Annotated in this window: 21 protein-coding genes and 2 pseudogenes; 6 read left to right on the top strand and 17 right to left on the bottom strand. The window is 61.3% G+C overall.

Annotated features, from left to right (window positions below; translation table 11 throughout):
- Window positions 1-249 precede the first annotated feature (249 nt).
- On the top strand, window positions 250-2,175 hold the full coding sequence (locus tag LJ655_RS12540; RefSeq protein ID WP_230561570.1) for an alpha-galactosidase: 1,926 nt from the start codon (window positions 250-252) through the stop codon (window positions 2,173-2,175).
- Window positions 2,176-2,221: 46 nt separating this feature from the next.
- Here the strand turns inward: LJ655_RS12540 and LJ655_RS12545 are convergent, their stop codons facing one another.
- The 3 genes from LJ655_RS12545 to LJ655_RS12555 all read right to left on the bottom strand — a co-directional run bounded on the left by LJ655_RS12545 (window position 2,222) and on the right by LJ655_RS12555 (window position 6,354).
- The gene (locus LJ655_RS12545) at window positions 2,222-4,186 is read right to left on the bottom strand and encodes a beta-galactosidase (protein ID WP_230561571.1); all 1,965 of its coding nucleotides are present in this window, start codon (window positions 4,184-4,186) and stop codon (window positions 2,222-2,224) included.
- Window positions 4,187-4,602: 416 nt separating this feature from the next.
- Complete coding sequence (locus LJ655_RS12550; RefSeq protein WP_425605808.1) at window positions 4,603-5,328, bottom strand: helix-turn-helix transcriptional regulator; 726 nt, start codon at window positions 5,326-5,328, stop codon at window positions 4,603-4,605.
- 54 nt (window positions 5,329-5,382) lie between these two features.
- The gene (locus LJ655_RS12555) at window positions 5,383-6,354 is read right to left on the bottom strand and encodes an ornithine cyclodeaminase family protein (RefSeq protein WP_230561572.1); all 972 of its coding nucleotides are present in this window, start codon (window positions 6,352-6,354) and stop codon (window positions 5,383-5,385) included.
- A gap of 238 nt (window positions 6,355-6,592) precedes the next feature.
- Here LJ655_RS12555 and LJ655_RS12560 point away from each other — a divergent pair, with 238 nt between their 5' ends.
- The 4 genes from LJ655_RS12560 to LJ655_RS12575 all read left to right on the top strand — a co-directional run bounded on the left by LJ655_RS12560 (window position 6,593) and on the right by LJ655_RS12575 (window position 10,725).
- Window positions 6,593-7,381, top strand: coding sequence for an ABC transporter substrate-binding protein (locus LJ655_RS12560; protein ID WP_230561573.1), 789 nt, complete (start codon window positions 6,593-6,595; stop codon window positions 7,379-7,381).
- A 97-nt stretch (window positions 7,382-7,478) separates the two neighbouring features.
- Window positions 7,479-8,735, top strand: a complete 1,257-nt coding sequence (locus LJ655_RS12565) for an NAD(P)/FAD-dependent oxidoreductase (protein ID WP_230561574.1) — start codon at window positions 7,479-7,481, stop codon at window positions 8,733-8,735.
- Between the two features lie 21 nt (window positions 8,736-8,756).
- Complete coding sequence (locus tag LJ655_RS12570; protein ID WP_230561575.1) at window positions 8,757-9,632, top strand: LysR family transcriptional regulator; 876 nt, start codon at window positions 8,757-8,759, stop codon at window positions 9,630-9,632.
- Between the two features lie 205 nt (window positions 9,633-9,837).
- Entirely contained in the window at window positions 9,838-10,725 is an 888-nt protein-coding gene (locus LJ655_RS12575; RefSeq protein ID WP_230561576.1) for an MBL fold metallo-hydrolase, read from the top strand.
- 193 nt (window positions 10,726-10,918) lie between these two features.
- Here LJ655_RS12575 and LJ655_RS12580 read toward each other — a convergent pair.
- From LJ655_RS12580 to LJ655_RS12630, 11 genes and pseudogenes are all read right to left on the bottom strand, one after another.
- Window positions 10,919-11,704, bottom strand: a pseudogene (locus LJ655_RS12580) (FAD-dependent oxidoreductase); the annotation flags it as partial.
- Between the two features lie 58 nt (window positions 11,705-11,762).
- The gene (locus tag LJ655_RS12585) at window positions 11,763-13,217 is read right to left on the bottom strand and encodes a catalase (RefSeq protein WP_230561577.1); all 1,455 of its coding nucleotides are present in this window, start codon (window positions 13,215-13,217) and stop codon (window positions 11,763-11,765) included.
- Between the two features lie 78 nt (window positions 13,218-13,295).
- Window positions 13,296-14,117 (bottom strand): alpha/beta fold hydrolase, encoded by an 822-nt coding sequence (locus tag LJ655_RS12590; RefSeq protein ID WP_230561578.1) that lies wholly within the window; start codon window positions 14,115-14,117, stop codon window positions 13,296-13,298.
- Between the two features lie 33 nt (window positions 14,118-14,150).
- Window positions 14,151-15,158: a zinc-binding alcohol dehydrogenase family protein gene (locus tag LJ655_RS12595; RefSeq protein WP_230561579.1), complete on the bottom strand. Its 1,008-nt coding sequence runs from the start codon at window positions 15,156-15,158 to the stop codon at window positions 14,151-14,153.
- Window positions 15,159-15,194: 36 nt separating this feature from the next.
- Window positions 15,195-16,049 carry an alpha/beta fold hydrolase gene (locus LJ655_RS12600; RefSeq protein WP_230561580.1) on the bottom strand — a complete coding sequence of 285 codons (855 nt, stop codon included), beginning with the start codon at window positions 16,047-16,049 and terminating at the stop codon, window positions 15,195-15,197.
- Between the two features lie 47 nt (window positions 16,050-16,096).
- Complete coding sequence (locus LJ655_RS12605; protein ID WP_230561581.1) at window positions 16,097-16,816, bottom strand: hypothetical protein; 720 nt, start codon at window positions 16,814-16,816, stop codon at window positions 16,097-16,099.
- Window positions 16,813-17,866, bottom strand: a pseudogene (locus tag LJ655_RS12610) (alcohol dehydrogenase). Before LJ655_RS12610 ends, LJ655_RS12605 begins: the two are co-directional and overlap by 4 nt.
- 48 nt (window positions 17,867-17,914) lie before the next feature.
- Window positions 17,915-18,151, bottom strand: coding sequence for a hypothetical protein (locus tag LJ655_RS12615; protein ID WP_230561582.1), 237 nt, complete (start codon window positions 18,149-18,151; stop codon window positions 17,915-17,917).
- A gap of 97 nt (window positions 18,152-18,248) precedes the next feature.
- Window positions 18,249-19,103: an alpha/beta fold hydrolase gene (locus LJ655_RS12620; protein WP_230561583.1), complete on the bottom strand. Its 855-nt coding sequence runs from the start codon at window positions 19,101-19,103 to the stop codon at window positions 18,249-18,251.
- A gap of 145 nt (window positions 19,104-19,248) precedes the next feature.
- Entirely contained in the window at window positions 19,249-19,617 is a 369-nt protein-coding gene (locus LJ655_RS12625) for a response regulator transcription factor (RefSeq protein ID WP_230561584.1), read from the bottom strand.
- A 187-nt stretch (window positions 19,618-19,804) separates the two neighbouring features.
- Window positions 19,805-20,284 (bottom strand): DUF3331 domain-containing protein, encoded by a 480-nt coding sequence (locus tag LJ655_RS12630; RefSeq protein WP_329959699.1) that lies wholly within the window; start codon window positions 20,282-20,284, stop codon window positions 19,805-19,807.
- 462 nt (window positions 20,285-20,746) lie between these two features.
- On the opposite strand from LJ655_RS12630, the gene LJ655_RS12635 reads away from it, so the two are divergent.
- On the top strand, window positions 20,747-21,973 hold the full coding sequence (locus tag LJ655_RS12635) for a sensor histidine kinase (RefSeq protein ID WP_230561585.1): 1,227 nt from the start codon (window positions 20,747-20,749) through the stop codon (window positions 21,971-21,973).
- A gap of 33 nt (window positions 21,974-22,006) precedes the next feature.
- Here the strand turns inward: LJ655_RS12635 and LJ655_RS12640 are convergent, their stop codons facing one another.
- From LJ655_RS12640 to LJ655_RS12650, 3 genes are read right to left on the bottom strand one after another with little or no spacing between them, the layout of a single operon-like run.
- On the bottom strand, window positions 22,007-23,323 hold the full coding sequence (locus LJ655_RS12640) for an MFS transporter (RefSeq protein ID WP_230561586.1): 1,317 nt from the start codon (window positions 23,321-23,323) through the stop codon (window positions 22,007-22,009).
- 14 nt (window positions 23,324-23,337) lie between these two features.
- Complete coding sequence (locus tag LJ655_RS12645) at window positions 23,338-24,000, bottom strand: response regulator transcription factor (protein WP_230561587.1); 663 nt, start codon at window positions 23,998-24,000, stop codon at window positions 23,338-23,340.
- 22 nt (window positions 24,001-24,022) lie between these two features.
- Window positions 24,023-24,403 (bottom strand): DUF302 domain-containing protein, encoded by a 381-nt coding sequence (locus LJ655_RS12650; protein WP_230561588.1) that lies wholly within the window; start codon window positions 24,401-24,403, stop codon window positions 24,023-24,025.
- Window positions 24,404-24,440: the final 37 nt, after the last annotated feature.

The raw sequence follows: 24,440 nt of genomic DNA on the forward strand, positions 1-24,440 counted from the left end.
GAGATGAAAGCGACGAACCGTGCGAATCCTGTCGCCAGTGATGTTTCCCGTGGCGCGAGAGGATGGGCGGACAGCATGCTCACGCGCGCGGATCGTTCTGGAACGTGATGCGCATGCCCCGACGAGCAATGGACCTTAAAAAAATTCATGCGCTTGCTGAATCGACGGAAGTACTCTATGGATCAGGCCCCTCCTCGTTCCGAGGCTTGATAGATGCACGCCAATGAAACTGCATCAATGCATGCGGGTATGCCCGTGTTGCAGACGACCGGTGACCGGTATTCTTTCGGCAACGCGGCGATCGTCTTGAACTGGACCGTCAGGCACCAGCGTCTTGCCGATTTCGCCCTGACCGACCGCGTACATACGCGTACGCTGCGGGTCATCGCGCCGTTTGCGTTATCGTCGGCCGACGGTCGCACTCTGGGCATTGCCGATCTGAGGCTGCTTGCGCCGCTGCGCGAAGAAATGCTGACGGCCAATCCAAAAGCGTCGCGACTGGCCGACCGGATCGCGGGCAGACGCGTGCGCGCCATGCTCGGTGACGAAGCGGGTCGCCTGCAAGTGGAGTGGAGCGTGGAGCAACGCGAAAGCTCGCAGTACTTGCGCTTGCAGGTGGCGATCACCGCGATCAGCATGGATGAGCACATTGCCACTATTTCGCTGTTGGAGACCCAGGTGTCCGGCGCGCAAACCACCGGCGAGCTCAAGGGAACACCCGCGGTCGCGGGCAACGTCTACCTCGGATTCGAGCATCCGTTGTCGGAAAGCCAGGTGCGCGGCGACACGGTCAGGTTGATCCTGCCGAGGGCCTTGCCGCTGGAAAAGAGCAAGACCTGCGTCTATTCCGCGGTGGCTGGTGTGGCTCGCGACGGCCAGCTACGCCGCGATTTCGCGGCCTATCTCGAACGCGAACGAGCCCGTCCGTACCGCCCGTTCCTGCACTACAACGGCTGGTATGACATCGGCTACCTCACGCCGTACACGCAGCAGCAAGCGCTCGAACGGATCGAGGACATCGGCCGCGAGTTGCACGACAAGCGCGGCGTACAGCTCGACTCCTTCCTGTTCGATGACGGCTGGGATGACTACAGCGGCAGTTGGCGTTTCAACAAGGGTTTTCCGCATGGATTCGTGCCGCTGCGCGACGCCGCCGCCCGTTATGGGGCGTCGCCCGGCGTGTGGCTGTCGCCGTGGGGCGGCTACGGCTCGACGCGGCAGGAACGCGTGACGCGAGGCCGCACCGCGGGATACGAGATCATCGACGGTTGCTTCGCGCTGTCCGGGCCGAAATACTACCGACGCTTCCATGAGGCCGTGATGGAACTGCTCGTACAACACGGCATCAATCAGTTCAAATTCGATGGCATCGGCAATGCCGACAAGGTGGCCCCGGGCAGCCGCTTCAACAGCGACTGGGACGCGGCGATTCGGTTGATCGAGGACATCCGCGAGGTCAGGCCCGAAACCTTCGTCAATCTCACCGTCGGCAGTTATCCATCGCCGTTCTGGCTACGCTACGTTGATTCGATCTGGCGCGGCGGCAAGGATGACGACCTGGCCGGAGTAGGCAGCAACCGCGAACGCTGGATCACCTATCGTGACGCACAGACTTACCGCAATGTCGTAGTCACGAGTCCGCTGTTTCCGCTCAACTCGCTGATGCTCCACGGCATTATCTACGCGCAGTTCAACGACCGGTTGAACACCGCTCAAGGCCAGGACTTCGCCAATGAAGTGCATTCGTACTTCGGCAGCGGCACGCAACTACAAGAGCTGTACATCACGCCGTCGCTGCTCGGCGACGGCGATTGGGACGTTCTTGCCGAATCTGCCAGATGGGCCCGGGCAAACGCCGAGGTGCTGCGCGACAGCCACTGGATTGGCGGTGCGCCGGATCGACTCGAGGTGTACGGCTGGGCCGCATGGTCGCCGGTAAAGGCGATCATCACGCTGCGCAATCCCGACAGCCGGGCGAAACGCTTCGCGCTCGATTTGCGGCGGCAACTGGAATTGCCCGCCGGCGCGGCGGGACGGTTCCAGACGCGCAGCGTATGGCACGACCATGCATTGCATGTTCCGCCGGTACTGGACGCGAACCAGCCGCAGACTATCTCCCTCGCGCCTTTCGAAGTGCTCACTTTGGAGCTGGTTTCCGCCGGTGGCGAGAGTTGATCGAAGTTGCCGTGGATTTCCTTCGTGTTGGCTTCCGGTGCCCTCTCTACGAAAGCGTTCGCGCGAGTTCTACCGGTTTGGCTTCCATCTGATGCAGATCGAAAATGATGACCTCGTTGTCACCGAGCGTCAGCCACGGAGCGGGACAATACAGGCGCTCTTGTGGACCGATATTCCAGTAGCGGCCGAGATTGTGCTTGTTGACCCAGACGACACCTTTGGTCCAGTGACGCATGTCGAGATAGGTATCGCCGATCGTATCCAGCGTCAGAGTCGCCTTGAAGAACAGTCCTGCCTTTCGAGGGTTCGCGCAGACAGTGCGCAAGTTCGCGATAAACGCGGTATCCATCGGCAACAGGAAGACTTCCCACCCAGTGAGCGTATCGCTCGACGCTCCCTCCCTCTTCAGCGTGACCGGTTCGAGAATGCCTTTTCGGTCGAGCATCGCGTGGCCATAGTTGACGCGCCCCATGCCCTCGACGAGGATCTCCAACGCTACGTCGTTATCCGGCGGCGCCGACACAAGCGGCAGCATAAGCGGGGCGTGGTGCACGACATTCAGCGGCTGCGCGCGATGCTTCGGCATGAAAGCTCTCGACACACCGCCTGCGTATTGCCCGCCGACGAAAACGGTCGCGTAATCGTGCACATCCTTGATGTCCAGCACACCACCGCGGTATCTTTGCAGCCTCTTGCGATACAGCGCGAAGCCAAACGCCTGGTCATACATCTCGAATGGCCGTGGCTCGACGGTTTGCGCGACCGGAAGTGCGGCAGGCAGGTTGTCCCAGACGGACGCGTAAAGTTCCGGCATCAAGGCACGGCGTCCTTTGCGGCCGATCGTGGGAATGGGTTGGGGTATATCGGGCAGCGGTGTCGAGAGATAGCGGGCGATGATGTTGCGGTACTTCATGTACTTCGAGGTCGCCACGCCTTGCTCGCTGATGGGTGCCGCGTAATCGTAGCTGGTGATGTCGGGTTGATATTCGCCTGAATCAGCATCCACATTCGCGCCCGCATAGAAGCCGAAGCTGGTGCCGCCGTGAATGACATAGAGGTTGAACGACAGCTTCAATTGCATGAACGCGTCTAGCGTGCCGGAAATATCCGCGGCCGTACCTTTGAAAGTCTCGTCGCCCCAATGGGTGAGCCACCCTGGATACACTTCACCGGCCATCGCCGGAACAGCCGGAAATCGCTGCCGGACTGCCGCGATTTGCTCTGCATCGCCATTGCTCAATGCGATCGCGCCGCCGGTGATGTTCGTACGATTCTGTTCAAGCTGCCTGATGCCATCTTCGGTATAGAACGGGCCTTGTACTCCTTCCTGAATCCAGAGCTGGCGTATCTCTTCGAGGTAGACCGGGTTGCTGGCGTAGGAGCCGAATTCATTCTCGATCTGAATCATCAGAATCGGTCCACCGTGAGTCACCAACAGCGGTTTGATGCGCGGGCTCAACTCCCTGATGTAACGAGCTACCGCCGCCATGTAGCGAGGATCGTGAGCGGAGTCGGTCCTGAGCTGGATGTCCGGGTAACTCAACAGGTACGAGGGAATGCCGCCCAGATCCCATTCGCCGCAAATATAGGGGCCCGGCCGCAGCAACACCCACATCCCCTCCTGCTGACACAGTTGGATGAATGCTTCGATGTCACGGTTCCCCGTGCGGAAATCGAAAATGCCCCGACTCGTTTCGTGGTAGTTCCACATGACGTAGAGGGCGATGCAGTTCATCCCCATCGCCTTGGCCATCAAGATGCGGTGCCGCCAGTAGCCGGCGGGGATGCGAGCAGGATGCATCTCTGCGCTGCGGATCTGGAAAGGCTCGCCGTCGAGCAGGAAGTTTTCGCCGTCCTCGCTGAAAGAAAAGGTGTGGGTGCCTTGGCCCGTTGGGGCTGGGGTGTCGGTCGGCTGAATTCCAATCAGGCCGCCGCCCGGGTCGTTCGCGCCAACGCGTGCCGACTCCATTGGCAGAAGCGCGGTGAATGACGGGGATTCTCTTGCGTCCATTGATGGAGTCTGCGTCGACGCTAGCGGGAAGTGGAGTAGCGGAAGTAGGGCCCGGTGGACGTTATCGCTGCACTGCGCCGTATCTCGGCCGCACCTCGGGCTGCGATCGGGACGCCTGTCATCGGCGTCTCAGTGTCTATCGTCTGGATGTGACGCTCGCCTGACCTGTGATGGCTGTCGTGCAGCCTGCAATCATGATCTCACTAGACATTAGAACGTCAGGGTCATAGTTGCAATGAGCGTTTGCGGGTCAGTCATGTTGCCGGAGCCTTGGCGGTCATTGGGCCGATCGTTGGCCGAGGGGCGCTATATGCTCATTGCGGATATTCGACGGTCGCTCACGGTTCTACAACGCCCACTCGGGAATGGCCGCTCAACGCTTCCATCGTCTACCTGCCGGTGCGGCTCGTCCCGTGTCAGGCCGCCGTGCCTCGCAAGTCTCTAATATGCTGATAGACGGTGGCACGTCCCATGCCCAACACATTCGCGACGTAGTTCGCAGCGCTCTTACCCTTGAACGCCCCTTCGGCCCATAGCGCTTCGACGATCTCGCGACGATGGTCGCGAGTCAGCGAGTTCAGCGCCAACTGACGTTCCTGGAGCCACGCGTGAAGGAACGTGTTGATGCGTTCCTGCCAGTCGTCCTTGAACAGCTCTTCGGGCTGTTTAATCACGCCGGCGCCTGAGATCACACGATCGATCACGTGTTTGATGTCTTCGAACACGGCGATGTTGTAGTTCACGCACATCACGCCGACAGCGCTACCGGCATCGTCGAACAGTACCGTGCTGACGCAGCGCATCCGCCTCCCATCCCAATTGATCTTTTCATACGGCCCGACCGTACCGGACTCCGCGGAATGATCGATCTCCTCCAACGCGGAGTCGTCGCCGAGTTCGCGTTTCGACAGATTATTGGCGATATAGGCGATCGTTTGACTTTGCAGGTCGTGAATGACGATTTCGACGTACGGGAAAAACAGCAGCGCAATGCCATCGGCGACACGGCTGTAGCGATCCAGAAGTAGCCGACGAGCGGCCGTTGTCTTGGGCTTTCGCATAGGAATGGTTGCTTGCAGCTTTCTGAAATTCCACTCGGACAGGCGGTATTGCGGGTCCGCAAATGACCCGCATTTTGCCATGAGCGACCGGGTACTTCCGCTCGAACTGCGCCCGCTGCGTCGCGGATCGACCACTTACATGCGCGCTCGAGCAGTCACATATTTGAACAGCTCATAGGCAATCGCCACGTCTTCAAGACCCAGCCCGATCGAGCGGAAAAACGCGTGCTTTCGATAGGATGGCCTGGTCGCTTCGCCGCACATGAGCTCCGCGAGATCGCCCATCACGGCTTCGGGACGCCAGCCATGGTGTTCCGAAGCCAGCTTCATCTCGCCCGCACTGGCTGGGGTGGTGCCGCGGTAGTCGCAATAGACGTCCATGTCGGCAAGCCAGGCGGGCGGAATCTCGTGAGCGTTCGCCACGTTGGTGCTGATGGACGTGATCAGCGCTGGCTTGCCGAGCATATTCTCTTGCAGCACCGGGGTGCCCGACGAGGTACACAGCGCAACGACATCGGCGTCGGCGACACAGTCTTCGATCCTGGTGCTAATGGAGACTCTTTCATCGAGCGCCGCGATCTGCGCACGTTTTGCGGCGTCGTTCGCAAGCCCCGGCGAAAATACCCGAATCGATTGCCACGGCCGCGCCGACGCCAGATGGCGCAAATGAGCCTGTCCCACCGCACCCGCGCCGACAATCGCGAGCCGGCTCGCATGATTAGCGGCGAGTTGCTCTACCGCGAGTGCGGTCGCCCCGGCGGTGCGCTCGATCGTCAGTAGACCTGAATCACACCACATCAGCGGTCGTCCGGTTTCCATCGACATCAATGCGGTCCACGCGGTAATGATCGGCTTCGCCTGCGTGACGATGTATGGCGACAGCTTCGCGCCGAACACTTTCGCGTCCGCCATCACGCCCAGATACGTGATGAAGTCGCCCGCGCCCTGCGGAAAAAGGGTCAGCGTCTGCGGCGGTTGCACCGCCATGTGGCTTCCGAGCGCGCTAAACATCTGCGCCAATACGCTGCGCACGTCGAGGTGAGGTAGGGCCTCGCGAACGCCTTGCTGGTCGACGATCAGGGGCAATGCGTTTTCTGACTGGCTCATTGAACTGCGCTCCACAACGTTGCCGGGATTCGGCGGTCAGACGATTCTAAGTCAAACTGTCCAGACTGGACATTTATTTTGAAAATTGCTTGCTTTTATATTTGTCCAGAATAGACTGTCAATCCAGAGCTGCTGTGAGGCTGGGGCGTCAGCCGCCCCATGCAATGTCTCGGAGCGGGTCGGTGGTCCGTCGTGCATGCCCTCAATTGTCGTTGCCCAAACACACAGGGAACCTCTTATGTTCAGGAAGCTTCAACTTTCATTTTTCGTCGCTGCTGCGTTGGTGGGCTCACTTGGGAGCGTCGGCGCGCAGGCTCAGGACACGTTGCGCTTCGGCATCGAGGCAGCCTACCCGCCGTTCGAAAGCAAGTCGCCGAGCGGGCAACTGCAGGGCTTCGACGTCGACGTCGGCAATGCGGTTTGCACGAAGCTGGGCGTGAAATGCGTATGGGTCGAAAATGCGTTCGATGGACTGATTCCCGCGTTGGAAGCCCGCAAATTCGATGTGATCAATTCCGCGATGAACATCACGGACAAGCGCAAGCAATCGATCGAATTCACGAAGCCGATCTATGTCGTGCCGATCGTGATGGTGGCCCGACGCGGCTCCGGACTGTTGCCCGACGCGAAAGGTCTGCAGGGCAAACGGGTGGGCGTGTTGCAGGGGTCGTCGCAGGAGGACTTCCTCAAACTTCATTGGGCGAATGCGGGCGTAACGGTCGTCTCGTACCAGGACCAGGATCAGGTCTACGCCGACCTGGTTGCCGGCCGCCTCGACGCCGCCGTTCAGGAAGCGCAAACTGCCGAGGAAGGTTTCCTCGGCAAGCCCGCGGGCCACGAGTATGCGATCGTCGGCAAGCCGCTCAGCGATCCGGCAACGCTCGGCGAGGGCACCGGCTGGGGCTTGCGCAAGGCCGACAAGGCGCTGGTCGCCAAGGTCGATGCCGCGCTCGACGCGCTGAAGAAAGACGGCACGTTGAGCAGTCTTTCGCAGAAGTATTTCAACCGCGACATCATCGCGAAGTAACGGATCCACGAGCCGGCGCGAGAGGTTTCGCGCCGGCTTGCGGCGCAAACCGTGGCAGCTTGGCGTCCAGTACCGAAAGAATCAGCAAAGCGAGTTTATGGATTTCGATGTCATAGTGCTGGGCGCCGGGATCGTCGGCGTATCGTCGGCGCTGCAGTTGCAGGATCGCGGCCGCCGCGTGGCGCTCGTGGACCGGCGCGCGCCGGGTGAAGAGACCAGCTTCGGTAACGCCGGTCTGATCGAAAGCTCTTCGGTCGTCCCCTACGGTTTTCCGCGCGATTTCGGCACATTGCTGCGCTATGCAAGGAATCGTTCGACCGATCTGTACTGGGACTACCGGGCGTTGCCGCACTTTGCGAGCTGGCTGGCGCGCTTCTGGCGGGAGTCGTCCGCCGGGCGATTGGCGGCGGCGACGCGCGACATGCTGCCGTTGATCCAGCAAAGCGTTGCGGAACATGATCGGCTCATCGAGCGCGCGCAACTTGGCCATCTTGCACGCGACAGCGGCTGGATCGACGCCTATCGCACCCCAGCCGAATTTTCGCGCCAAGCGGCCGCCGCCGAGAGTACTGCAAACGCCTACGGCTTGCGGGTCGCGGTGCTGGATTCGGCAGCGCTAGCCGCGCGCGAGCCGGGCGTCGTGGACGGCTTTTGCGGCGCGTTGCACTGGCAGGACCCGAAGAGCATCGTCAATCCCGGGGCACTGACCAAAGGTTACGCAGGTCTTTTCGAAGCAGGCGGCGGGACGGTATTCATCGGCGACGCTACCACGCTCACCGCGCAAGCGGGCGCGTGGACGGTTCAGACATCGTCGGGCCGGATCAGCGCAAAAGAAGTCGTGGTGGCGCTCGGTCCATGGTCTGACCGTGTATTCGCGCCGCTTGGCTACCGCATTCCTTTGCGCGCGAAGCGCGGTTATCACATGCACTATCGTCCTACCCGGCAGATCCTGTCGATGCCGTTCGTCGACGCGGAACAGGGTTACGTCGTGGCGCCGATGGAAGGTCGCTTGCGGCTCACCACGGGAGTCGAGATCGCGCGGCGCGACGCCACGCCGACTGGCATCCAGCTCGAACGCGCGGAGCGTACCGCGCGGCCGAGTTTCGGTCTCGGTGAGCGGCTCGACCCGAGTCCATGGCTCGGCCTGCGTCCTTGCACACCCGACATGCGGCCCGTCATTGGGCGTGCGCCACGCCATCCCGGGCTGTGGTTTGCATTCGGTCACAACCACCATGGCTTGACCCTGGGTCCCGTGACCGGACGGCTGCTGGCGGAGATGATGACCGGGACACCGACCTGTGCGGATCCGCGTCCGTTTCGCGCTGAACGGTTTCGTAGCTGGCGACAGGAATAAACGTCCTGGTCCCATAGCGCCATGGAACTCCGGCATCTTCGCTATTTCATCGCTGTCGCTGAATTGCGCAGTGTGCGCTCGGCTTCCGAGCAACTGCACGTGACGCAGCCGGCGATATCCCGACAAATTCAGGACCTCGAACGCGCCATCGGCGCGACGCTGTTCGAACGCACACCACGCGGGCTGATGCTCACGGCTGCGGGCGATGCCTACTTATTCGAAGCGCGAGAGATTCTGGCCCGCGTCGACGCCGCCAATCGCCTCGCCCGCCAGATCGCTTCAGGCTCGCGTGGTCGTTTGCGGGTCGGTTTCGTCGAAAACGCCGCATGGAGTGGCATTGTCTCCAACGCGTTGCGCGAATTCGAACAGGCAGTGCCGCAAGTGGCGCTCGAACTGCAGCCGATGAATACGCCGGAACAACTCGAGGCGATTGTGGCGGGACGACTCGACGGCGGGTTCTGCTATCGGGTCGGCGTGCTACCCGAAGGCATCGCGAGCGTGCCGGTGCTCGAACAGAATGTCCTGCTTGCCGTCCCCGACGCGTGGCCGCTCGGCAAGACGGGCGCCGTTTCGACGACGGACCTCCGGGAAATTCCATTTATCGCGTTTCCTCGACGCGTCTACCCGGCGTACTATGACCGGCTGTTGTCCGCCTGCGCCGAGCGCGGCCTGACGCTCGACATCCGACAGGAGGCCAGCACCGAAACGGCCATTCTTTCGCTCGTGTCCGCGGGCATCGGGGCCGCGATCGTGAATGCGGCGAATCGCGATCGTCCACCGGCACGCGTGCGCTTCGTCGATCTGAAAGACTTGTCGGTGCCGCTGCCACTCGAATTCTGCTACGCCGCAAACCGGGCAAACGTGGCGCTGGATCGATTCGTCGATCGGCTAAGGTAGGCTTCGCCTGCCGTGGCACGTCGATGGGCGAACGCGTAGCCGGTGATGCCTTCGAGGCATCACCGGCAGCAGAAAACGGCATTGGTCAGGCGCTTGATCGTCGGCGATAGTAAGGACAACCGGGGCACCGCCTCGCTGCTTACTGATCGCACCATGTTCAATCCTGCTTGATGGACTCCATGACTTACTGCAAGCCAACATCGCCATGAAAAGCGCCTTCAATACCCATCTCGTGGGCGAGGCAACGATCACCCGGGTCGACGAAACGGCCTTTGCACTTGCTCCCGACGTCCTGTTCCCCGACTGGGATGCCGCAAGCGGCCAAGTCCTGGAAGAACACTGTTCGACCGCCAGCCTCGACCTCACGAATCGACGGGTATCGCTGAAAACGCATTTGTGGGTCGTCGAAATCAGCGGTCTGACAGTCGTCGTCGATACAGGAATCGGCAACGGGAAGACGCGGCCGTTCAGTGCGCTGTTCGACAAACTCGACAACCCCGTGCTCGAGCGCTTCGAAGCGGCAGGCTTCCGACGCGAGCAAGTTGACTATGTGTTGCTCACACATTTGCACGTCGATCACGTCGGATGGAACACGCATTGGCAAAACGACCGCTGGACCCCCGTTTTTCCGAACGCCACCTATGTATTCGGTCAACGCGAACGCGACTATTTCGCGACGCCGGAAGGAGCGCCGCGGCGCATGGTATTCGAGGACAGCGTACTGCCCGTCATCGAAGCCCAACAGGCTCGCATCGTGCCGGATCAAGGGGAGGAGATTCTCGACGGCATTCGCTTTATACCGACGCCGGGCCACAGCATCGGGCATATGGCCATCGAAATTCGCTCGCGAGGACAGACAGCGTTGTTCTCCGGCGACGTCATGCATAGTCCGCTGCAGGTCTATCGTCCTGAGTGGAATTCGATGTTTTGCCTTGATCAGCCACAGGCGCGAGCATCGAGACAATCGCTGCTCGAACATGCGGCGAAAACGGGGGCGATCGTCTTTCCCGCGCACTTTCCGGAAACATCGGCCGGTACGGTGCACGAGGGCCCACACGGCTTCGAATGGCGCTACCTTAATAGCGCGAAATAAGAAGCGTGTGAGGAACGAGACGTTGCGATCCGGACCTGCCCGAAGACTTCAACGTCAGCTCTGTGGACCGCGAACGGATCTCGTGCTCTCGGTCAAGTTCAGCCATTGCCAACGGCGCCTGCCCAGCCGATCAAGCGGCAGGTCCGCTTCAACGCGCGACATGCCAGCCGAGCCTGCGCGACTGCAGCCATGTTTACGCCAGGGCTGCAAAAAGCAGGTTCAGGCCTTCTGAAATAAGGGGATGGGCGATGATCGCGTCTCGGACCGCCGTATAAGGAAGCCCACCAAGCATCGCCATTTGCACCGCCGTGGTCACATCGCCCGCGCCGGTGCCGAGCATGGTGAAGCCGAGGATCTTGTCGGTTTCGGGGTCCACCAGCGCTTTCATGAAGCCCCGCGTATTTCCATCTGTGCGGGCTCGCGGCACGGACGCCATTGCGAGCCTTGCAACCCGGACGTTGATGCCGCGCGCCTTTGCTTCGGCTTCGTTCAAACCGATACGGGCAAGCTCTGGATCGATAAACAGCGCATATGGAATGATGCGGTTTGCGGTGCTCGCCCTTTGACGCGCGATACCGGCCTTGAGAATGCGGTAGTCGTCGAACGAAGCGTGCGTGAACATCGGCGTACCGGCAACCTCGCCGATCGCCCATGTGCGTTCTGCCGTCGTTGCAAGCTTGTCGTCGACCTTGATAAATCCGCGCTCGTCTTTCTCGACGCCGGCAAGTTCGAGACCGATCGCATCCGTCTGAGGCTTGCGGCCGGTGGCGACGAGCAAGTGAGAGCCTTCGACGAGGCTTCCGTCGGCGAGTCTGACGATAACCCGCACGCCGTTTTTTCCCTGCACCTCGATTATTTTCGCGGCCAGTTCGAGCTGAATTCCATCGTCGCTCAGTGCTTCCTGAATCGCCGCGCTGACGTCTTCGTCTTCCCGGATCGCGACACGGGGCGTATCGCTGAACAGCGTAACCTGGCTACCCGGCACGCGCGTTATGAATCAGCGCTTTGCCGGGGATCCAGGCGACGTTGATGCACCCTTACGCCTTCCTTTTTTCCGCCCGCGCGGCCATTGCCGCAATCACGCCCTCGGCATACGCCGGGTCCGCGCGGCGGAAGTGCTCGATCTGACGCTCCACGATGTCCTTCGGCGCCCCATCGATGGCCGCTGCGATGTTCGCAAACAGACGCTCACGCTGGCCTGCATCGAACAGACGGAACAACGCGCCCGGCTGGCTGTAGTAGTCGCCGTCTTCGCGATGGTCGTACCGGTCCACGGCACCCGCTGCGAGCGGCGGTTCTTGCGCGTTGCGGTCCTGTGCGAAGTCGCCGAGACGGTTCGGCTCGTAGTTGATCGTCCCGCCCAGGTTGCCGTCGGTTCGCATCGCGCCGTCGCGATGAAACGAATGGTGGAACGGGCACTTCGGCGCATTCACCGGAATCTGGTGATGATTCACGCCGAGCCGGTAGCGCTGCGTGTCACCGTACGAAAACAGACGCCCCTGCAACAGCCGGTCCGGCGAAAAGCCGATGCCCGGCACCACGTTGGCCGGCGTGAAGGCGGCCTGCTCCACGTCAGCGAAATAGTTCTGTGCGTTGCGGTTCAGTTCGATCACGCCGACGTCGATCAGCGGGTAATCCTTGTGCGGCCAGACCTTCGTAATGTCGAACGGGTTGTATGGCGCTCTCGCCGCATCGGCCTCGGGCATCACCTGGATGCGGAACGCCCAGCGCGGGAAGTTGCCCTGGTGGATGTTCTCGACGAGGTCGCGCTGCGCGCTTTCGCGGTCCGCGGCAATGACCTGCGCCGCTTCGTCGTTCGTGTAGTTCTCGATGCCGTTGAGCGACTTGAAGTGGAATTTCACCCAGAAGCGCTCGTGGTTCGCGTTGATGAACGAGTAGGTATGCGAGCCGAAGCCATGCATCTGCCGGTAGTTTTTCGGAATGCCGCGGTCGCTCATGAGAATGGTGACCTGATGCAGCGACTCGGGATGACGCGACCAGAAGTCCCATGCAGCAACGTTGTTGCGCAGGTTCGTGTACGGGTCGCGCTTCTGCGTATGGATGAAGTCGGGAAACTTGAGCGGATCGCGGATGAAGAACACGGGCGTGTTGTTGCCCACCACATCCCAGTTGCCTTCCTCGGTGTAGAACTTGATGGAGAAGCCGCGCACGTCGCGCTCGGCATCGGCCGCGCCGCGCTCGCCCGCCACCGTCGAGAAGCGCATGAAGATCGGCGTTTCCTTGCCGGGCTGCGCGAAGACCTTCGCCTTCGTGTACTGCGTGATGTCGTGCGTGACCTTGAGCGTGCCGAAGGCGCCGGAGCCCTTGGCGTGCACGCGGCGCTCGGGGATGACCTCGCGGTCGAAGTGGGCGAGCTTTTCGAGCAGCCATACGTCCTGCAGCATGACCGGACCGCGCGGGCCGGCGGTCATCGAGTTCTGGTTGTCGGCGACGGGCGCGCCGGCGGCGCTCGTGAGGGTGTTGGAAGTCATGGCCTTGGTCGACACGAGGTCGAAGAAATGGAAGGGGCACGGGGCAAGGAGCCCCGTGCGGTCGGGGCGCCTCGTGCGTTACGACTGCAGGAACGCGAGCAGGTCGGCGTTCACCTGGTCCGCGTTCACCACGCACATGCCGTGCGAAGCGCCCGCGTAGACCTTGAGCGTGGCGTTCTTCACCAACTTCGCGGAAAGGCGGCCAGCGTTGTCGATCGGCACGATCTGGTCGTCGTCGCCGTGAAGGATCAACGTGGGCACGTCGATCTTCTTGAGGTCTTCCGTGTAGTCCACCTCCGAAAATTCGTGGATGCACTGGTATTGGCCATACACGCTGCCTGCCATGCCCTGAATCACGAACGCGTCGATGGCGCCCTGCGAGACCTTGGCTTCCGGCCGGTTGAAACCGAAGAACGGCGTGGCAAGGTCACGGTAGAACTGCGGGCGGTTTTCGGCCACGCCCTTGCGGATGCCATCGAACACTTCGCGCGGCAAACCGTTGGGGTTCGCTTCGGTCTTGATCATGATGGGCGGCACGGCACCGATCAGCACGGCCTTCGCGACGCGCTTCGTGCCATGGCGGCCGATGTAGTGCGCGACTTCCCCACCGCCCGTGGAGTGGCCCACGAGGGTCGCTTCGCGCAGGTCGAGCGCATCGAGCAGCGCGGCGAGATCGTCCGCGTACGTGTCCATGTCGTTGCCCTGAAAGGGCTGGTCCGACCGGCCATGGCCGCGACGGTCGTGCGCAATGACGCGAAAGCCGCGCTGTACGAGGAACAACATCTGGGCATCCCAGGCGTCGGCACTGAGGGGCCATCCATGCGAGAAAACGACCGGGCGACCGGTGCCCCAGTCCTTGTAGAAGATTCGCGTGCCGTCTTTCGTGGTAATCGTGCTCATTGTGTTCTCCAGTTCGATAGGGTCAATGCAGGTTCAGAATCCTTCCAACACGATCTTTCCCTTCGCGCGGCCAGCCTCGATCAAGGCATGGGCCCGGCGGAGGTTGTCGGCGTCGATCTTGCCGAGGCGCTGACCCACGGTGGTTTTCAGCACACCATCGTCAATCAGCGCAGCGATGCGCTCGAGCAGCCGATGCTGGAGAATCATGTCCTGAGTCCGGTACATTGACCGCGTGAACATGAATTCCCAATGAAGCGAAATTGACTTGCGCTTCAGCGGCATCGCGTCGAGCGTTGCCGGATCGTCGATCAACGCGAGTTGACCTTCGGGTTTGAGCAGATCGACGATCTGCTGGTAGTAAGCGTCGGTATGCGTGAGGCTGATCACGTGATCGACATGCTCGATTCCGAACGGCGTCAATTGAGGCTGTAACGGCTTGCTGTGGTCGATTACATGATGCGCGCCCAGGTCGGTGACCCACGCCTGCGTGGCTGGCCGCGAGGCGGTGCCGATAACAGTGAGCGCAGTGAGCTTGCGAGCGAGTTGCACGAGGATTGATCCAACGCCACCACCCGCTCCGATGACGAGCAGGCTCTGCCCCGCGCCGCCGTTTTCGGGAACCTTGAGACGATCGAACAGCAGTTCCCATGCGGTGATCGCTGTTAGCGGCAGCGCAGCCGCTTCCGCTGCCGACAAAGTTGCCGGCCGGCGGCTCGCGATTCGTTCATCGACCAGTCCATATTCGGCGTAGCTGCCTGGACGGGTGATATCGCCGGCGTACCAGACTTCGTCACCGACCTTGAACAGTTCGACCTCGGCGCCAGCGGCTTCGACCGTGCCGACTGCATCCCAGCCGAGGATACGGGGCCCGGCCGGCTGCACGCCGCCGCGCAGTTTCGTGTCTACCGGGTTCACCGAAATGGCCTTGATCTTCACGAGCAGATCGCGTGGTCCGGGCTCGGGGACCGGCACATCCGCTTCGTATAGCGCCTGCGGATCGTCGATAGGCAAACCGGCCTGCGCGTAGACAATGGCTTTCATGAGTCGCTCCTTAAAAAAAACCTGCGGCGCTGAGCGTCACAACGCACGCAGAAATTCGCGGACGTGCGCGACGTACGTGGCTGCAAATTGAAACAGCGCGCCATGCCCGGAATTCGGATAGACGATCAACGTCGCGTTGGGCAGCCCCGCAGCCAGCACGAAGCTGTTTTGCGTTGGAATCATGCTGTCGTCGTCGCCATTGGTGACGAGGACCGGCTGCGTGATGCGGCCGAGCTTCTGACGCACGTCGCCGCTCCAGTTCGCCCAGGCGATCATGGCCTGAAGCTGGGCAGAGGCGACTTCGGGGCCGGCCGGCAGATCGCGCTCCCCGCTACGCGCCTCGAGACGATCGACAAACGCCGTAGCCGCCGCCTGGCCGTCTGGCGTCGCCGGAAAGAACAGTCGCTTCAGCTTCTCGCTCATTGGCATCTCACCGTCGGTGTAGATGGCGAGCAGTTCAGGACGGTCCATGCCCGCACCCTCGCCGCCTTCGGGCGCACTGCCGGAAATGATAAGTCGCTCGACCAGTTCTGGCCTCGCAAGCGCAATCTCCTGCGCCAGGAAGCCGCCGAGGGAGAATCCCAGGATGTGCAGTCTGGCGAGCGACAGCGCATCGACGAAGTGCAGCGCGTGTTCCGCCATCTGCCGAACGGACCCAGGCACATGCCCGCCCGAGCGACCAACGCCGGCGTTCTCGAAAAGGATGATCTCGCGGTCTTCCGCGAGGCGGTCGACGATGGCCGGATCCCAGTTGTCCAGCGTGCCAGTGAAGTGTTGCAGGCAGAGCAGCGGGAGTCCGCCATCGCTTTTACCGAAGCGACGATACGCGTAGCGCACGCCGGCCGCATCGATATAGCGCGTCGGCGCGTTGGATGAAGTTATTGCGGTCATGTCTCGATATCCTCGATGAGCGCACGAGGCGCTCCGGTTCTCAGGTCTTAGCTCAACTCGATCTCGTGCAGATCGATCGACACGACGAGAGGCTCTGGCAGTGCGTGTCCGTCGGCCGTGCGCGGGTAAATGCGGCGCTTCGTCGGGAACCGGATTCCGGACACCGTCGTGTAGTCGCTCACATAGTGCGCACCGGGGGTATTCCCAGCAACCTCGACGTCGTAATCCAGACGCCTGACCAGATTGTCCGGACCAACGTAGATGGCCTGCACCTTGCTGAACACCTCGAGGCTATCCGGGTACTGTACGCGGATCTTGCGCCACTGCTCGTCCCGCTCGTTCCAGATGCTTTCCTCCTCGCAGTTCACGCCGTCCCATGCGAGCACGAAAGGCGTGTTCAGGTACGTCCACATCGCGCACCCTGCGAAGAAGGCCAGCTGCAACGCGTCCCAGGGCGTCTCCAGCGTGTGTCCGCCAAACGACGCACGGGGGCTGCGGCGCTCCTCGATGGAACGTCCCGCCTCGTCCAGAAGCGCGATGCGATCGCCGGTGAATTCGCTTCGTGCGGCGAGCGTTCCGAACGGGGCGTGCGACGCCCATTGGCGGTCGGTGGTCACGGTAACCGTCGTACTGTCGAGCACGCCAGCGTGACCCTTGAGCGCCCACAGCGCTCCGCCCTGGACGAGACGAGCGCGAACCTGGTGGAACTTGCGCCATTGAGCAAGGCCGCCATGGGCATCGATGATGGATTGGGCTATTGCGTTCATGCGTGGACTCCACGGTTATCGGAATTCATGACAAGTACGGCGCGAAACCGCACGTCGGCGCGCATCATGCGGTCATAGGCGGCCTGTGCCTGCTCGAGCGGAAACGTCTCGATCATCGGGCGGACACCTTGGAGCTTCGCAAAGGCCAGCGTCTGTTCGTTGTCTGTAACAGTGCCGGTGAGCGCACCTACGACCGACCGGCCGCCGAATATCAGGTCGACTGCATCCACGCTGATTGGCTCGCCCGGTACCGCGACCACCACCAGCTTGCCTCGAGGGGCGAGGGGCGAGGCCCGGGACGGTCGCCGCCATGCCGGCTCCCGTCGGGGCGGTGGCGATCACCACCTTTACGCCGCCCAGGCGACGCAGCGTTGCAGCGACATCTTCGGCTTTCGCATCGATGTAGCGATGCGCGCCCAGTTGCACGGCGAGTTCGGCCTTGTCCGCGCCGCGAGCAATCGCGATGGTGTAAAAGCCCATTTTGTTGGCGAACTGCACGGCAAGGTGTCCGAGACCACCCAGGCCGTGAATGGCGACCGGGTCGCCCGCTCGCGCGCCGGCATTGCGCAGCGCGTTGAACGTCGTTAGTCCCGCACAAAGCAACGGTGCAGCCTCTGCCGCGTCGAGATCATCCGGCACGCGCACTAGACCACGCGCTTCGGCCAGCATGACTTCCGCGTAGCCGCCGTCAGTTGTCATGCCCGTAATCACCGGGTTTTCGCAGTTCACGACGTCGCCCTGCCGACACGATGGGCAAGTACGGTCTTCACCTGCGAGAAAGCCCACGCCGACCCGCTGGCCGATGCGCCAGCCTTCGACGCCCGCGCCGAGCGCCTCGACCCGGCCGACGACTTCGTGGCCTGGCACACGCCGCTGGCCCCCTTCGGGCACTGCACGCTCGACGGTGGCGCTATCGGAATGGCACACGCCGCAGGCTTCAACGCGGATGCGCACCTGTCCGTAGCCGGGTTCAGGAATGGGGCGCTCTACCAGTTCGAGTTGTCCCGGCGCCTTGACTACTGCTGCGCGGTAGGTTAAGCGATTCACTATGGTTTCCTCATCATTCGAAATAAAAATCGGACAGATCCACACCGACGATCAACGGCCCCGGCAATGCCGCGTTTTCGGCTGTGCGCGGATAGATCCGGAAGCCACGCTGCCGTCGTCCCGCCGGATCCCGACCCGCGAAGGCGTATAAACCGAGTAGTTGTTAGTCGGCGCAAATGACGTGTGCGAAACGCATTGCTCGTGCAACTGCGCCGACACGCTTCGGAAGTTTCTGAAGCGGTCCATTCCACCTGCTGCGTCAACGGCAAAATCGATCAGATCATCCATTCGTACTCCAGATTGATGTACGCATTCTTTGACTCCACTGCCGTAAGAATCGCTTCAACAGGGCGCCTGCTACGCCCGCTCGAAGTCCCGGCGAGGATTACCGGGCGTGCAGGCCAACGAACGCTGCGATATGGCGCGCAGCGGCCTGCGGATACTCGTGATGAGGTCCATGCCCCGTGCGTGGCAGGGTCACGATATGCAGGGTCGGCAACTGACCATTCAGTGCATACCAGTTTTCGACGGGAAAGACGATGTCATGGTCCGCGCCCAGGTGAAGGACCGGAATCGAGGTTGACTTTAGCGTTTGGAGTACGGCATCAACCGGGAATACCGGATTTTTAGGTCCGTCTCCGAGTTGCGCGGCTGCCCAGTCAACCGGCACGGCGGGGCTCAAGTCGTCTTTTCGTTCGGCAAGCCGTCTTGCCGATTGCTCGGCTGCGGCGCGGCTGGCCTGCGATGCCGGTTCGAAAAAGAGCGTGACGAAGTCTTCGAAGTCGTTCTCTCGTTTCGCCATCGTATAGAACACTTGCTCACCCGGTTTGACTAGCGGCCCGGGTGGCGTGGTCGCGATCAGGACAGCATGGGAGACGAGCTGCGGAGCTTGAGTGAGCACGATCTGGGCTGCCATCCCGCCAACCGACCATCCGCCGATGACGACCTTGCCCAGCTGCAGAGCGGTGATCAGATCGATGGCGTCCTTCGCGAGCGATACGGGGTGATAGGTGCGCTCGCCCGTGGACTGCCCCAGACCACTGTAATCGAATACGGTGACCTCAAACCCCTGTTCGACAAGACTATCGAGAAATAGCGGATCCCACGCATCCATGGTGCCGCGAAAGCGCACACAGAGCACGAGAGGTGTCCCGCTACCGAATTTCCGATAGGCGAGGCGCCGTCCTTCCACTTCGACGAACTGGGTTTTGGCGCTATGGATGGGAGAAACGCTGGTCATATGAGCACTCATCTTCTGGAAACAGATGTTTGATTGGAGATTCACCACACCGACCGGGCTGCTGGCGATGCGATCCTCAAAACCGCCACGGCAACAAGACGGCCTGATGCCGGATTGCTGTTTCGATATTCAGCACTGGGCTGGATCAACAGCCCCACAGCGCCGTGCCGATCCACTGCACCAGCTGTTCGGGATCGAAAGGTTTTTCCAGCACACACAAAGCGCCATACCGCTCGGCCTCCGCACGACGACGTTCAGTGAAATGACCAGTCACAAAAATGAAGGGCACGTCGCAAGCCTCGGCGCGTAACCGCGCAATCAATTCGACGCCCGACATATGGTCCATCTGTATATCGCAAACGACGCAATCCACCGGCGGATGACGGCCATGCGACAGAAACGCCTCGGCCGATTCATATTCACGCGCCAGCGCTCCCATCGCCCGGACAAGAGACCCCAGCGACTGCCTGACTGCCAGCTCATCATCAATTATGCAAACCGTCTTGTTGCGCACGGATGGTCTCGCGTGACGCTCAATCTCGCAGGTCCGAGCTTTAAAGCGTAACTGTGTATCCGGCAGCTTATCCGCAGTGCGCTTTCAGTGACAATCATCCCGAGGTATGGTTTTTCGACACACCACGTGCCCGTTCGCGTTGGCAGGCACCCGGCCGTTCGCACGATATGAAACCGACGGGTGTCGCTCAGGACGACGCCAGGCTTTGGCTCGGTGCGGTCAGGCCATTTGCCGGCGAATCGCCGAGCGAATGCTCTATAGCGGCGGCGTGAATTACGCGATCTCCGTTACAAGCTGTCAACCTTCCGCGCTCCCGAGGTCGGTACACGCGGTCGCCACGTTTCACAGGCATACCGGTCAATGCGCAGCGTGACGACTCTCGTGCGACGACGCGTTGCCAGATCTGTTCGCCCATATGGCCACGAAGCGGGTCGCTCCACCGCACGCTGACCAACGATGCGGAAAGAATCTCCAGTATCTGGACCTTCCAGGTACGAAGCGATACCTCGTCTCGCCCGACCGCAGTTTTGCTGTCGCGAGCGCGGCGCCCTCGCCCGCCTCCGTGCATCGACACACCATCGCAGACGGTCGCAATCCGCGATGGGTCGAGAAGGCACATCAACGCACCTTCGAATACTTCGTCTTCCGCAGGGCTTACACGCATCATGGGAGGTTGCCTCCAGCCGGTTGTAGAAAGATTGTCTATCGCACGCGAGCACACCGCTCAGGCGGCTGTCACACATCCGTTCGTGGCGGAGCGCGTTTCGACCGTCATTGCCTGAAGAACTCTGTCCATCGCCATTTCCACCATTGCTCGACACCGAGCACCCTTGGGATAGAGTGTAGTTAATGACCGCCTCCCGCACTATCAGCCCATGGTCGATGACCGGCTATACCAAGGTTTGCGTTTTCGCTGCTCTACGGCCAGTCAGGCACCGCCAGAGGCCCAGGTCCCATGGCTGGCCCGGAACAATAGCAGGGCACTGAGAGCGAGCACGGCGCGCATTGACCTCGCGTATAGTTGCGGCTACATCCCGTGGAAGCGTCGCGCTGCGCACGTATGTCAACGCCTCGCTCTCCATTGCCGGTCGCTGCATGACACGTATCAGGAATGAGCACGAGTTCCCCCATGTCGACACACAACATTCCCGTAGCTGATCAGCCCGCGTCCGCTTCTCTCGCAGAAAGCGAGCTGTTTCTGTCGGCACCGATCCCGATTCTCATCGAGGACTGGTCGCGCGTGTATCGCGCCATCAAGAGTTTGCAGTCCATTGGCATCAGCGATATCGACCAATACTTCGACGAGCGTCCCGAAGCGGTAGCGGAGCTTCGCGCCCTGCATTCCTTCGTTGCAGCGAACGATGCGGTCGTGAATCTCTTCGAGGCCGGTTCGATGGAGCGGTTCATGGAACGCGCCAAGATGCTTTTGCCGGCCGATCGCACCAGCAACAGCGCCGTGTTTCGCGCCATGTTCGAAAACAGGCCGACGTGTCAGGGAGAGCGCACACTGATTACGTTCACCGGTCGCACCGTGCCGATCGTGTGGCGCTGCTCGCTCCCGAAGAACGAGGAAGGTTATCGGCGCCTCTGCTTCTATGCGTTCGACGTGACGGAACAGAAGGAAAACAGCGACAGGCTCGAGGCTATGCGCACGGAAATGGCGCGTGCGTCACGTGTTTCGCTGTTTGGTGAAGTATCGGCTTCGATATTGCATGAGATCAGTCAGCCACTTTCGGCGACGCGGGCCTCTGCCGATGCGTCATTGCGCTGGCTTACCCGTGATCGACCGGACGTCCATGAGGCTGCCGCCGCTATCCGTGACGCCGCCCGCTGGGCACGCGACGCGACAGAGATATGCCGCAGAATCCGCGGCTTCCTTGGAAAAGTACCGGTCCAGATGGTCAGCTTTCCGGCTACCGAATCGGTGAACGCCGCGCTATTTCTGATAAAGCCGGAGGCTAACGCAAAGGACATTCATGTCGACAGCTCGGCCGATGCCGACGTGCATGTGTTCGCCGACCCGATCCAGATCCAGCAGGTGTTGGCAAATCTGTTGTTGAACGGGATTCAGGCCATCGCGACTGGCCCTTCTGCAGCACGCACGCTCACGGTGACGGTCAGGCAGGACGGCAACGAAGTTGTTTTCGAAGTGCGCGATACGGGGCCGGGCTTCGAGCCTGCGATGATCGAGCAGCTTTTCCAACCGTTTTACACCAGCAAACCCGACGGCATGGGCATGGGGCTTCCTGTCGCGCGCTCCATCGTCGAGGCTCATAACGGAAGGATCTGGGCGCACAGCGAACCTGGAGTAGGGACCTGCTTTGGCTTCGCCCTTCCCGCGACTTCGCAGCCTTGAAGCCGGCGGCGGCGAACATGAAACGGCGCCCTATCACGACGACAACGGATAGCTCCGGTACTTCATCAGTACGAGCTGCGCAACGCCCGCGAGGGTCGCCGCAACGATCACGTACCACGCGGTGGCCAGCTGGCTGCCGCTCCACCGCACAAGGCTTGCGGCGATGAGCGGCGCTGTGCCTCCAAACAGCGCGACGCCGATTGCGTACGATAGCGAAAGACCCGTTACCCGATTTTCCGGCCGGAACTTCCGAAGAATCAACGTGATGGTCGGCCCTGCGCCCACCGCGGACACCCCTGCGATCAACGCGATCATCAGCATCGACATTGCCGCCGAGCCATGCGCAATGGCGACTGAGAATGCGGGATAGACGACGAGCGCCGTTGCGAGGCGTGAAGCGAGCACGACCGCATTTATGCCAAATCTGTCGGCAAGCGCGCCTCCTGCAAAGGAAGCTGCCAGCGTGACCATGCCCGTTACGCACGTCGTTGTGAATGACTCCACCGAAGAGGGCGCGTGACCGGCCATGCCGGAACTCGTGACATAGATGACCACGTATGTCGGTACAGTGCCGCCCAATATCAGGAACACCGAGAATATGAGCGGCGGACCATAGTCTCGCAGTCGCTTGCCGCCGGAGGCAGTACGCCGAAGATTTTCCGTCGGGTCCAGGACCGATCTTCTAAGGAATAACTGAACTGGAACGAGGACCGCACCGAGGGCAAACGGGACGCGCCAACCCCAGTCCGAGAGTAACGCGGGAGATAGCGCAGCCGAAAGCGAAAGTCCGCATGCGCCGGCCAGCAGCAGTGCGAGTCCCTGCCCTGCCATCTGATACCCGCCGTATCGACCGGCTCGGTGCGCAGGACAGCTTTCGATCAGAAGCGCACTTGACGAGCCCATTTCTCCGCCGATCGCAAAGCCCTGAAGCGTGCGGAATACGAGTATGGCAACCGATGCCAATGGGCCGATCGTCTCGTAAGAAGGCGTTATCGCGATTCCGACCGTACCGAGCGTAATCAACGGCCCCGTCAAAAGCATCGCTTGCTTTCGTCCCCGGACATCGGCGTATCGTCCGATAATCGCACCGCCGACTGGCCGCGACAGGTAGCCGACGGCAAACACTGAGAGCGACAGCAATGCGCCACCGCCTGCTGCATTGGCGGGAAAATACGCCCGGCCAATGTAGGCCGCGAGCGTGGTGTACATGAAGAAGTCGAAGAATTCGATCGTGTTTGCAGCGACCAGTGCGCACACCTGGCCGGCACTCAATCCTGCGCGGATGGGGCGCGACGCCGCGCCCTCGACGCTTCGTATCTGCGACGGAATGCTATCGAACGAAGACGCCATATCAGACTTCCTCTTTAGTATTGTGTGGCCATATCCAGGGAGGCGGCTGGCCGTCGCACGCCGATAGTCTCCGACTTGCGTACCAGATCCGCGAGCGAGGAGGCGTTCATCTTGCGCATCACGGAGGCGCGATGCAGTTTGACGGTAATTACGCTCAGCCCGAGATATGAAGCGATCTGCTTGTTCAACGCTCCGCTTATCACGTACGAGAGCACCTCGCGCTCGCGGCGGGTGAGAAGGTCGAAGGACTGTTGCAACCGACTGCGGGTATCCTCCTGGGTCCGGCGCCTTGCGTCCAGAGACAGCGCAGAGTTAACGGCGTCGATCAGCTCCTGGTCGGCGAAAGGCTTGACCAGAAAGTCGACCGCCCCGCCCTTCAGCGCCTTTCTGCACACTTCGACATCGGCAAATCCAGTCATGAAGACGATGGGGATCGACGGCCGGTCTTCCGCCTGCTGGTACACGAGACCGCTTTCGCCGCGCAATCGGACGTCGAGGAGCAGGCAGCTCGCGACGTTCTCCCATTCTGCCGCGCGCAATTCGGCGGTACTCCCGAATACAGCGACGCGCAATCCCACCGAACGCAACAGCGTGTCGAGCGAAGCCCGCATCGCCGGATCGTCGTCAACGATGTATACGACAGCCTTGGCATCGGTCTTCGGTACTGAGTCTGGCATCTTTGACGCTCCCACAATTCGATCAACAGCCGTGCGCCGGAATGGGTGCGGCGATCACAGCTGAAAATCGCGCGGCGCTCTCGATTACCCCGTTCAGCTTGCCATCCAGATCGAGCGCCACATCGTGGATAGCGTCACAACCGAACTGCGCTAGCGCGGCTGAAGGAAGGTCGTACTCGATCCGGGTTTGGGCCTCGTTCAGGCCATAGACCAGGACCGTCAACGGCGCGTGGAGTGCGGCGCGCATGTCGATGCGCGTCATGCTCCAGGCGATGAGGGGATTGCCGACGCTATATCTGACAGAAAGACGCGGTGCGCCGGCCATGGCGAAAAGAGCGCCATGATCGAGCTTGTCGAAACGCATCAGCCCATACGGCCCTTGCATCGCTTCCAGTCGCTTCACGGCGGCCTGTGACTCGTCATCGTCTTCGTGCGTTTGC

Source organism: Paraburkholderia translucens (assembly GCF_020881035.1).
GTDB lineage: Bacteria > Pseudomonadota > Gammaproteobacteria > Burkholderiales > Burkholderiaceae > Paraburkholderia > Paraburkholderia translucens.

Excerpts from the sequence above, each read along its gene's own strand:
- LJ655_RS12540 (WP_230561570.1), top strand. The coding sequence starts at position 250 with ATGCCCGTGTTGCAGACGACCGGTGACCGGTATTCTTTCGGCAACGCG.
- LJ655_RS12545 (WP_230561571.1), bottom strand. The coding sequence starts at position 4,186 with ATGGACGCAAGAGAATCCCCGTCATTCACCGCGCTTCTGCCAATGGAG.
- LJ655_RS12550 (WP_425605808.1), bottom strand. The coding sequence starts at position 5,328 with ATGGCAAAATGCGGGTCATTTGCGGACCCGCAATACCGCCTGTCCGAG.
- LJ655_RS12555 (WP_230561572.1), bottom strand. The coding sequence starts at position 6,354 with ATGAGCCAGTCAGAAAACGCATTGCCCCTGATCGTCGACCAGCAAGGC.
- LJ655_RS12560 (WP_230561573.1), top strand. The coding sequence starts at position 6,593 with ATGTTCAGGAAGCTTCAACTTTCATTTTTCGTCGCTGCTGCGTTGGTG.
- LJ655_RS12565 (WP_230561574.1), top strand. The coding sequence starts at position 7,479 with ATGGATTTCGATGTCATAGTGCTGGGCGCCGGGATCGTCGGCGTATCG.
- LJ655_RS12570 (WP_230561575.1), top strand. The coding sequence starts at position 8,757 with ATGGAACTCCGGCATCTTCGCTATTTCATCGCTGTCGCTGAATTGCGC.
- LJ655_RS12575 (WP_230561576.1), top strand. The coding sequence starts at position 9,838 with ATGAAAAGCGCCTTCAATACCCATCTCGTGGGCGAGGCAACGATCACC.
- LJ655_RS12585 (WP_230561577.1), bottom strand. The coding sequence starts at position 13,217 with ATGACTTCCAACACCCTCACGAGCGCCGCCGGCGCGCCCGTCGCCGAC.
- LJ655_RS12590 (WP_230561578.1), bottom strand. The coding sequence starts at position 14,117 with ATGAGCACGATTACCACGAAAGACGGCACGCGAATCTTCTACAAGGAC.
- LJ655_RS12595 (WP_230561579.1), bottom strand. The coding sequence starts at position 15,158 with ATGAAAGCCATTGTCTACGCGCAGGCCGGTTTGCCTATCGACGATCCG.
- LJ655_RS12600 (WP_230561580.1), bottom strand. The coding sequence starts at position 16,049 with ATGACCGCAATAACTTCATCCAACGCGCCGACGCGCTATATCGATGCG.
- LJ655_RS12605 (WP_230561581.1), bottom strand. The coding sequence starts at position 16,816 with ATGAACGCAATAGCCCAATCCATCATCGATGCCCATGGCGGCCTTGCT.
- LJ655_RS12615 (WP_230561582.1), bottom strand. The coding sequence starts at position 18,151 with ATGGATGATCTGATCGATTTTGCCGTTGACGCAGCAGGTGGAATGGAC.
- LJ655_RS12620 (WP_230561583.1), bottom strand. The coding sequence starts at position 19,103 with ATGACCAGCGTTTCTCCCATCCATAGCGCCAAAACCCAGTTCGTCGAA.
- LJ655_RS12630 (WP_329959699.1), bottom strand. The coding sequence starts at position 20,284 with ATGATGCGTGTAAGCCCTGCGGAAGACGAAGTATTCGAAGGTGCGTTG.
- LJ655_RS12635 (WP_230561585.1), top strand. The coding sequence starts at position 20,747 with ATGTCGACACACAACATTCCCGTAGCTGATCAGCCCGCGTCCGCTTCT.
- LJ655_RS12640 (WP_230561586.1), bottom strand. The coding sequence starts at position 23,323 with ATGGCGTCTTCGTTCGATAGCATTCCGTCGCAGATACGAAGCGTCGAG.
- LJ655_RS12645 (WP_230561587.1), bottom strand. The coding sequence starts at position 24,000 with ATGCCAGACTCAGTACCGAAGACCGATGCCAAGGCTGTCGTATACATC.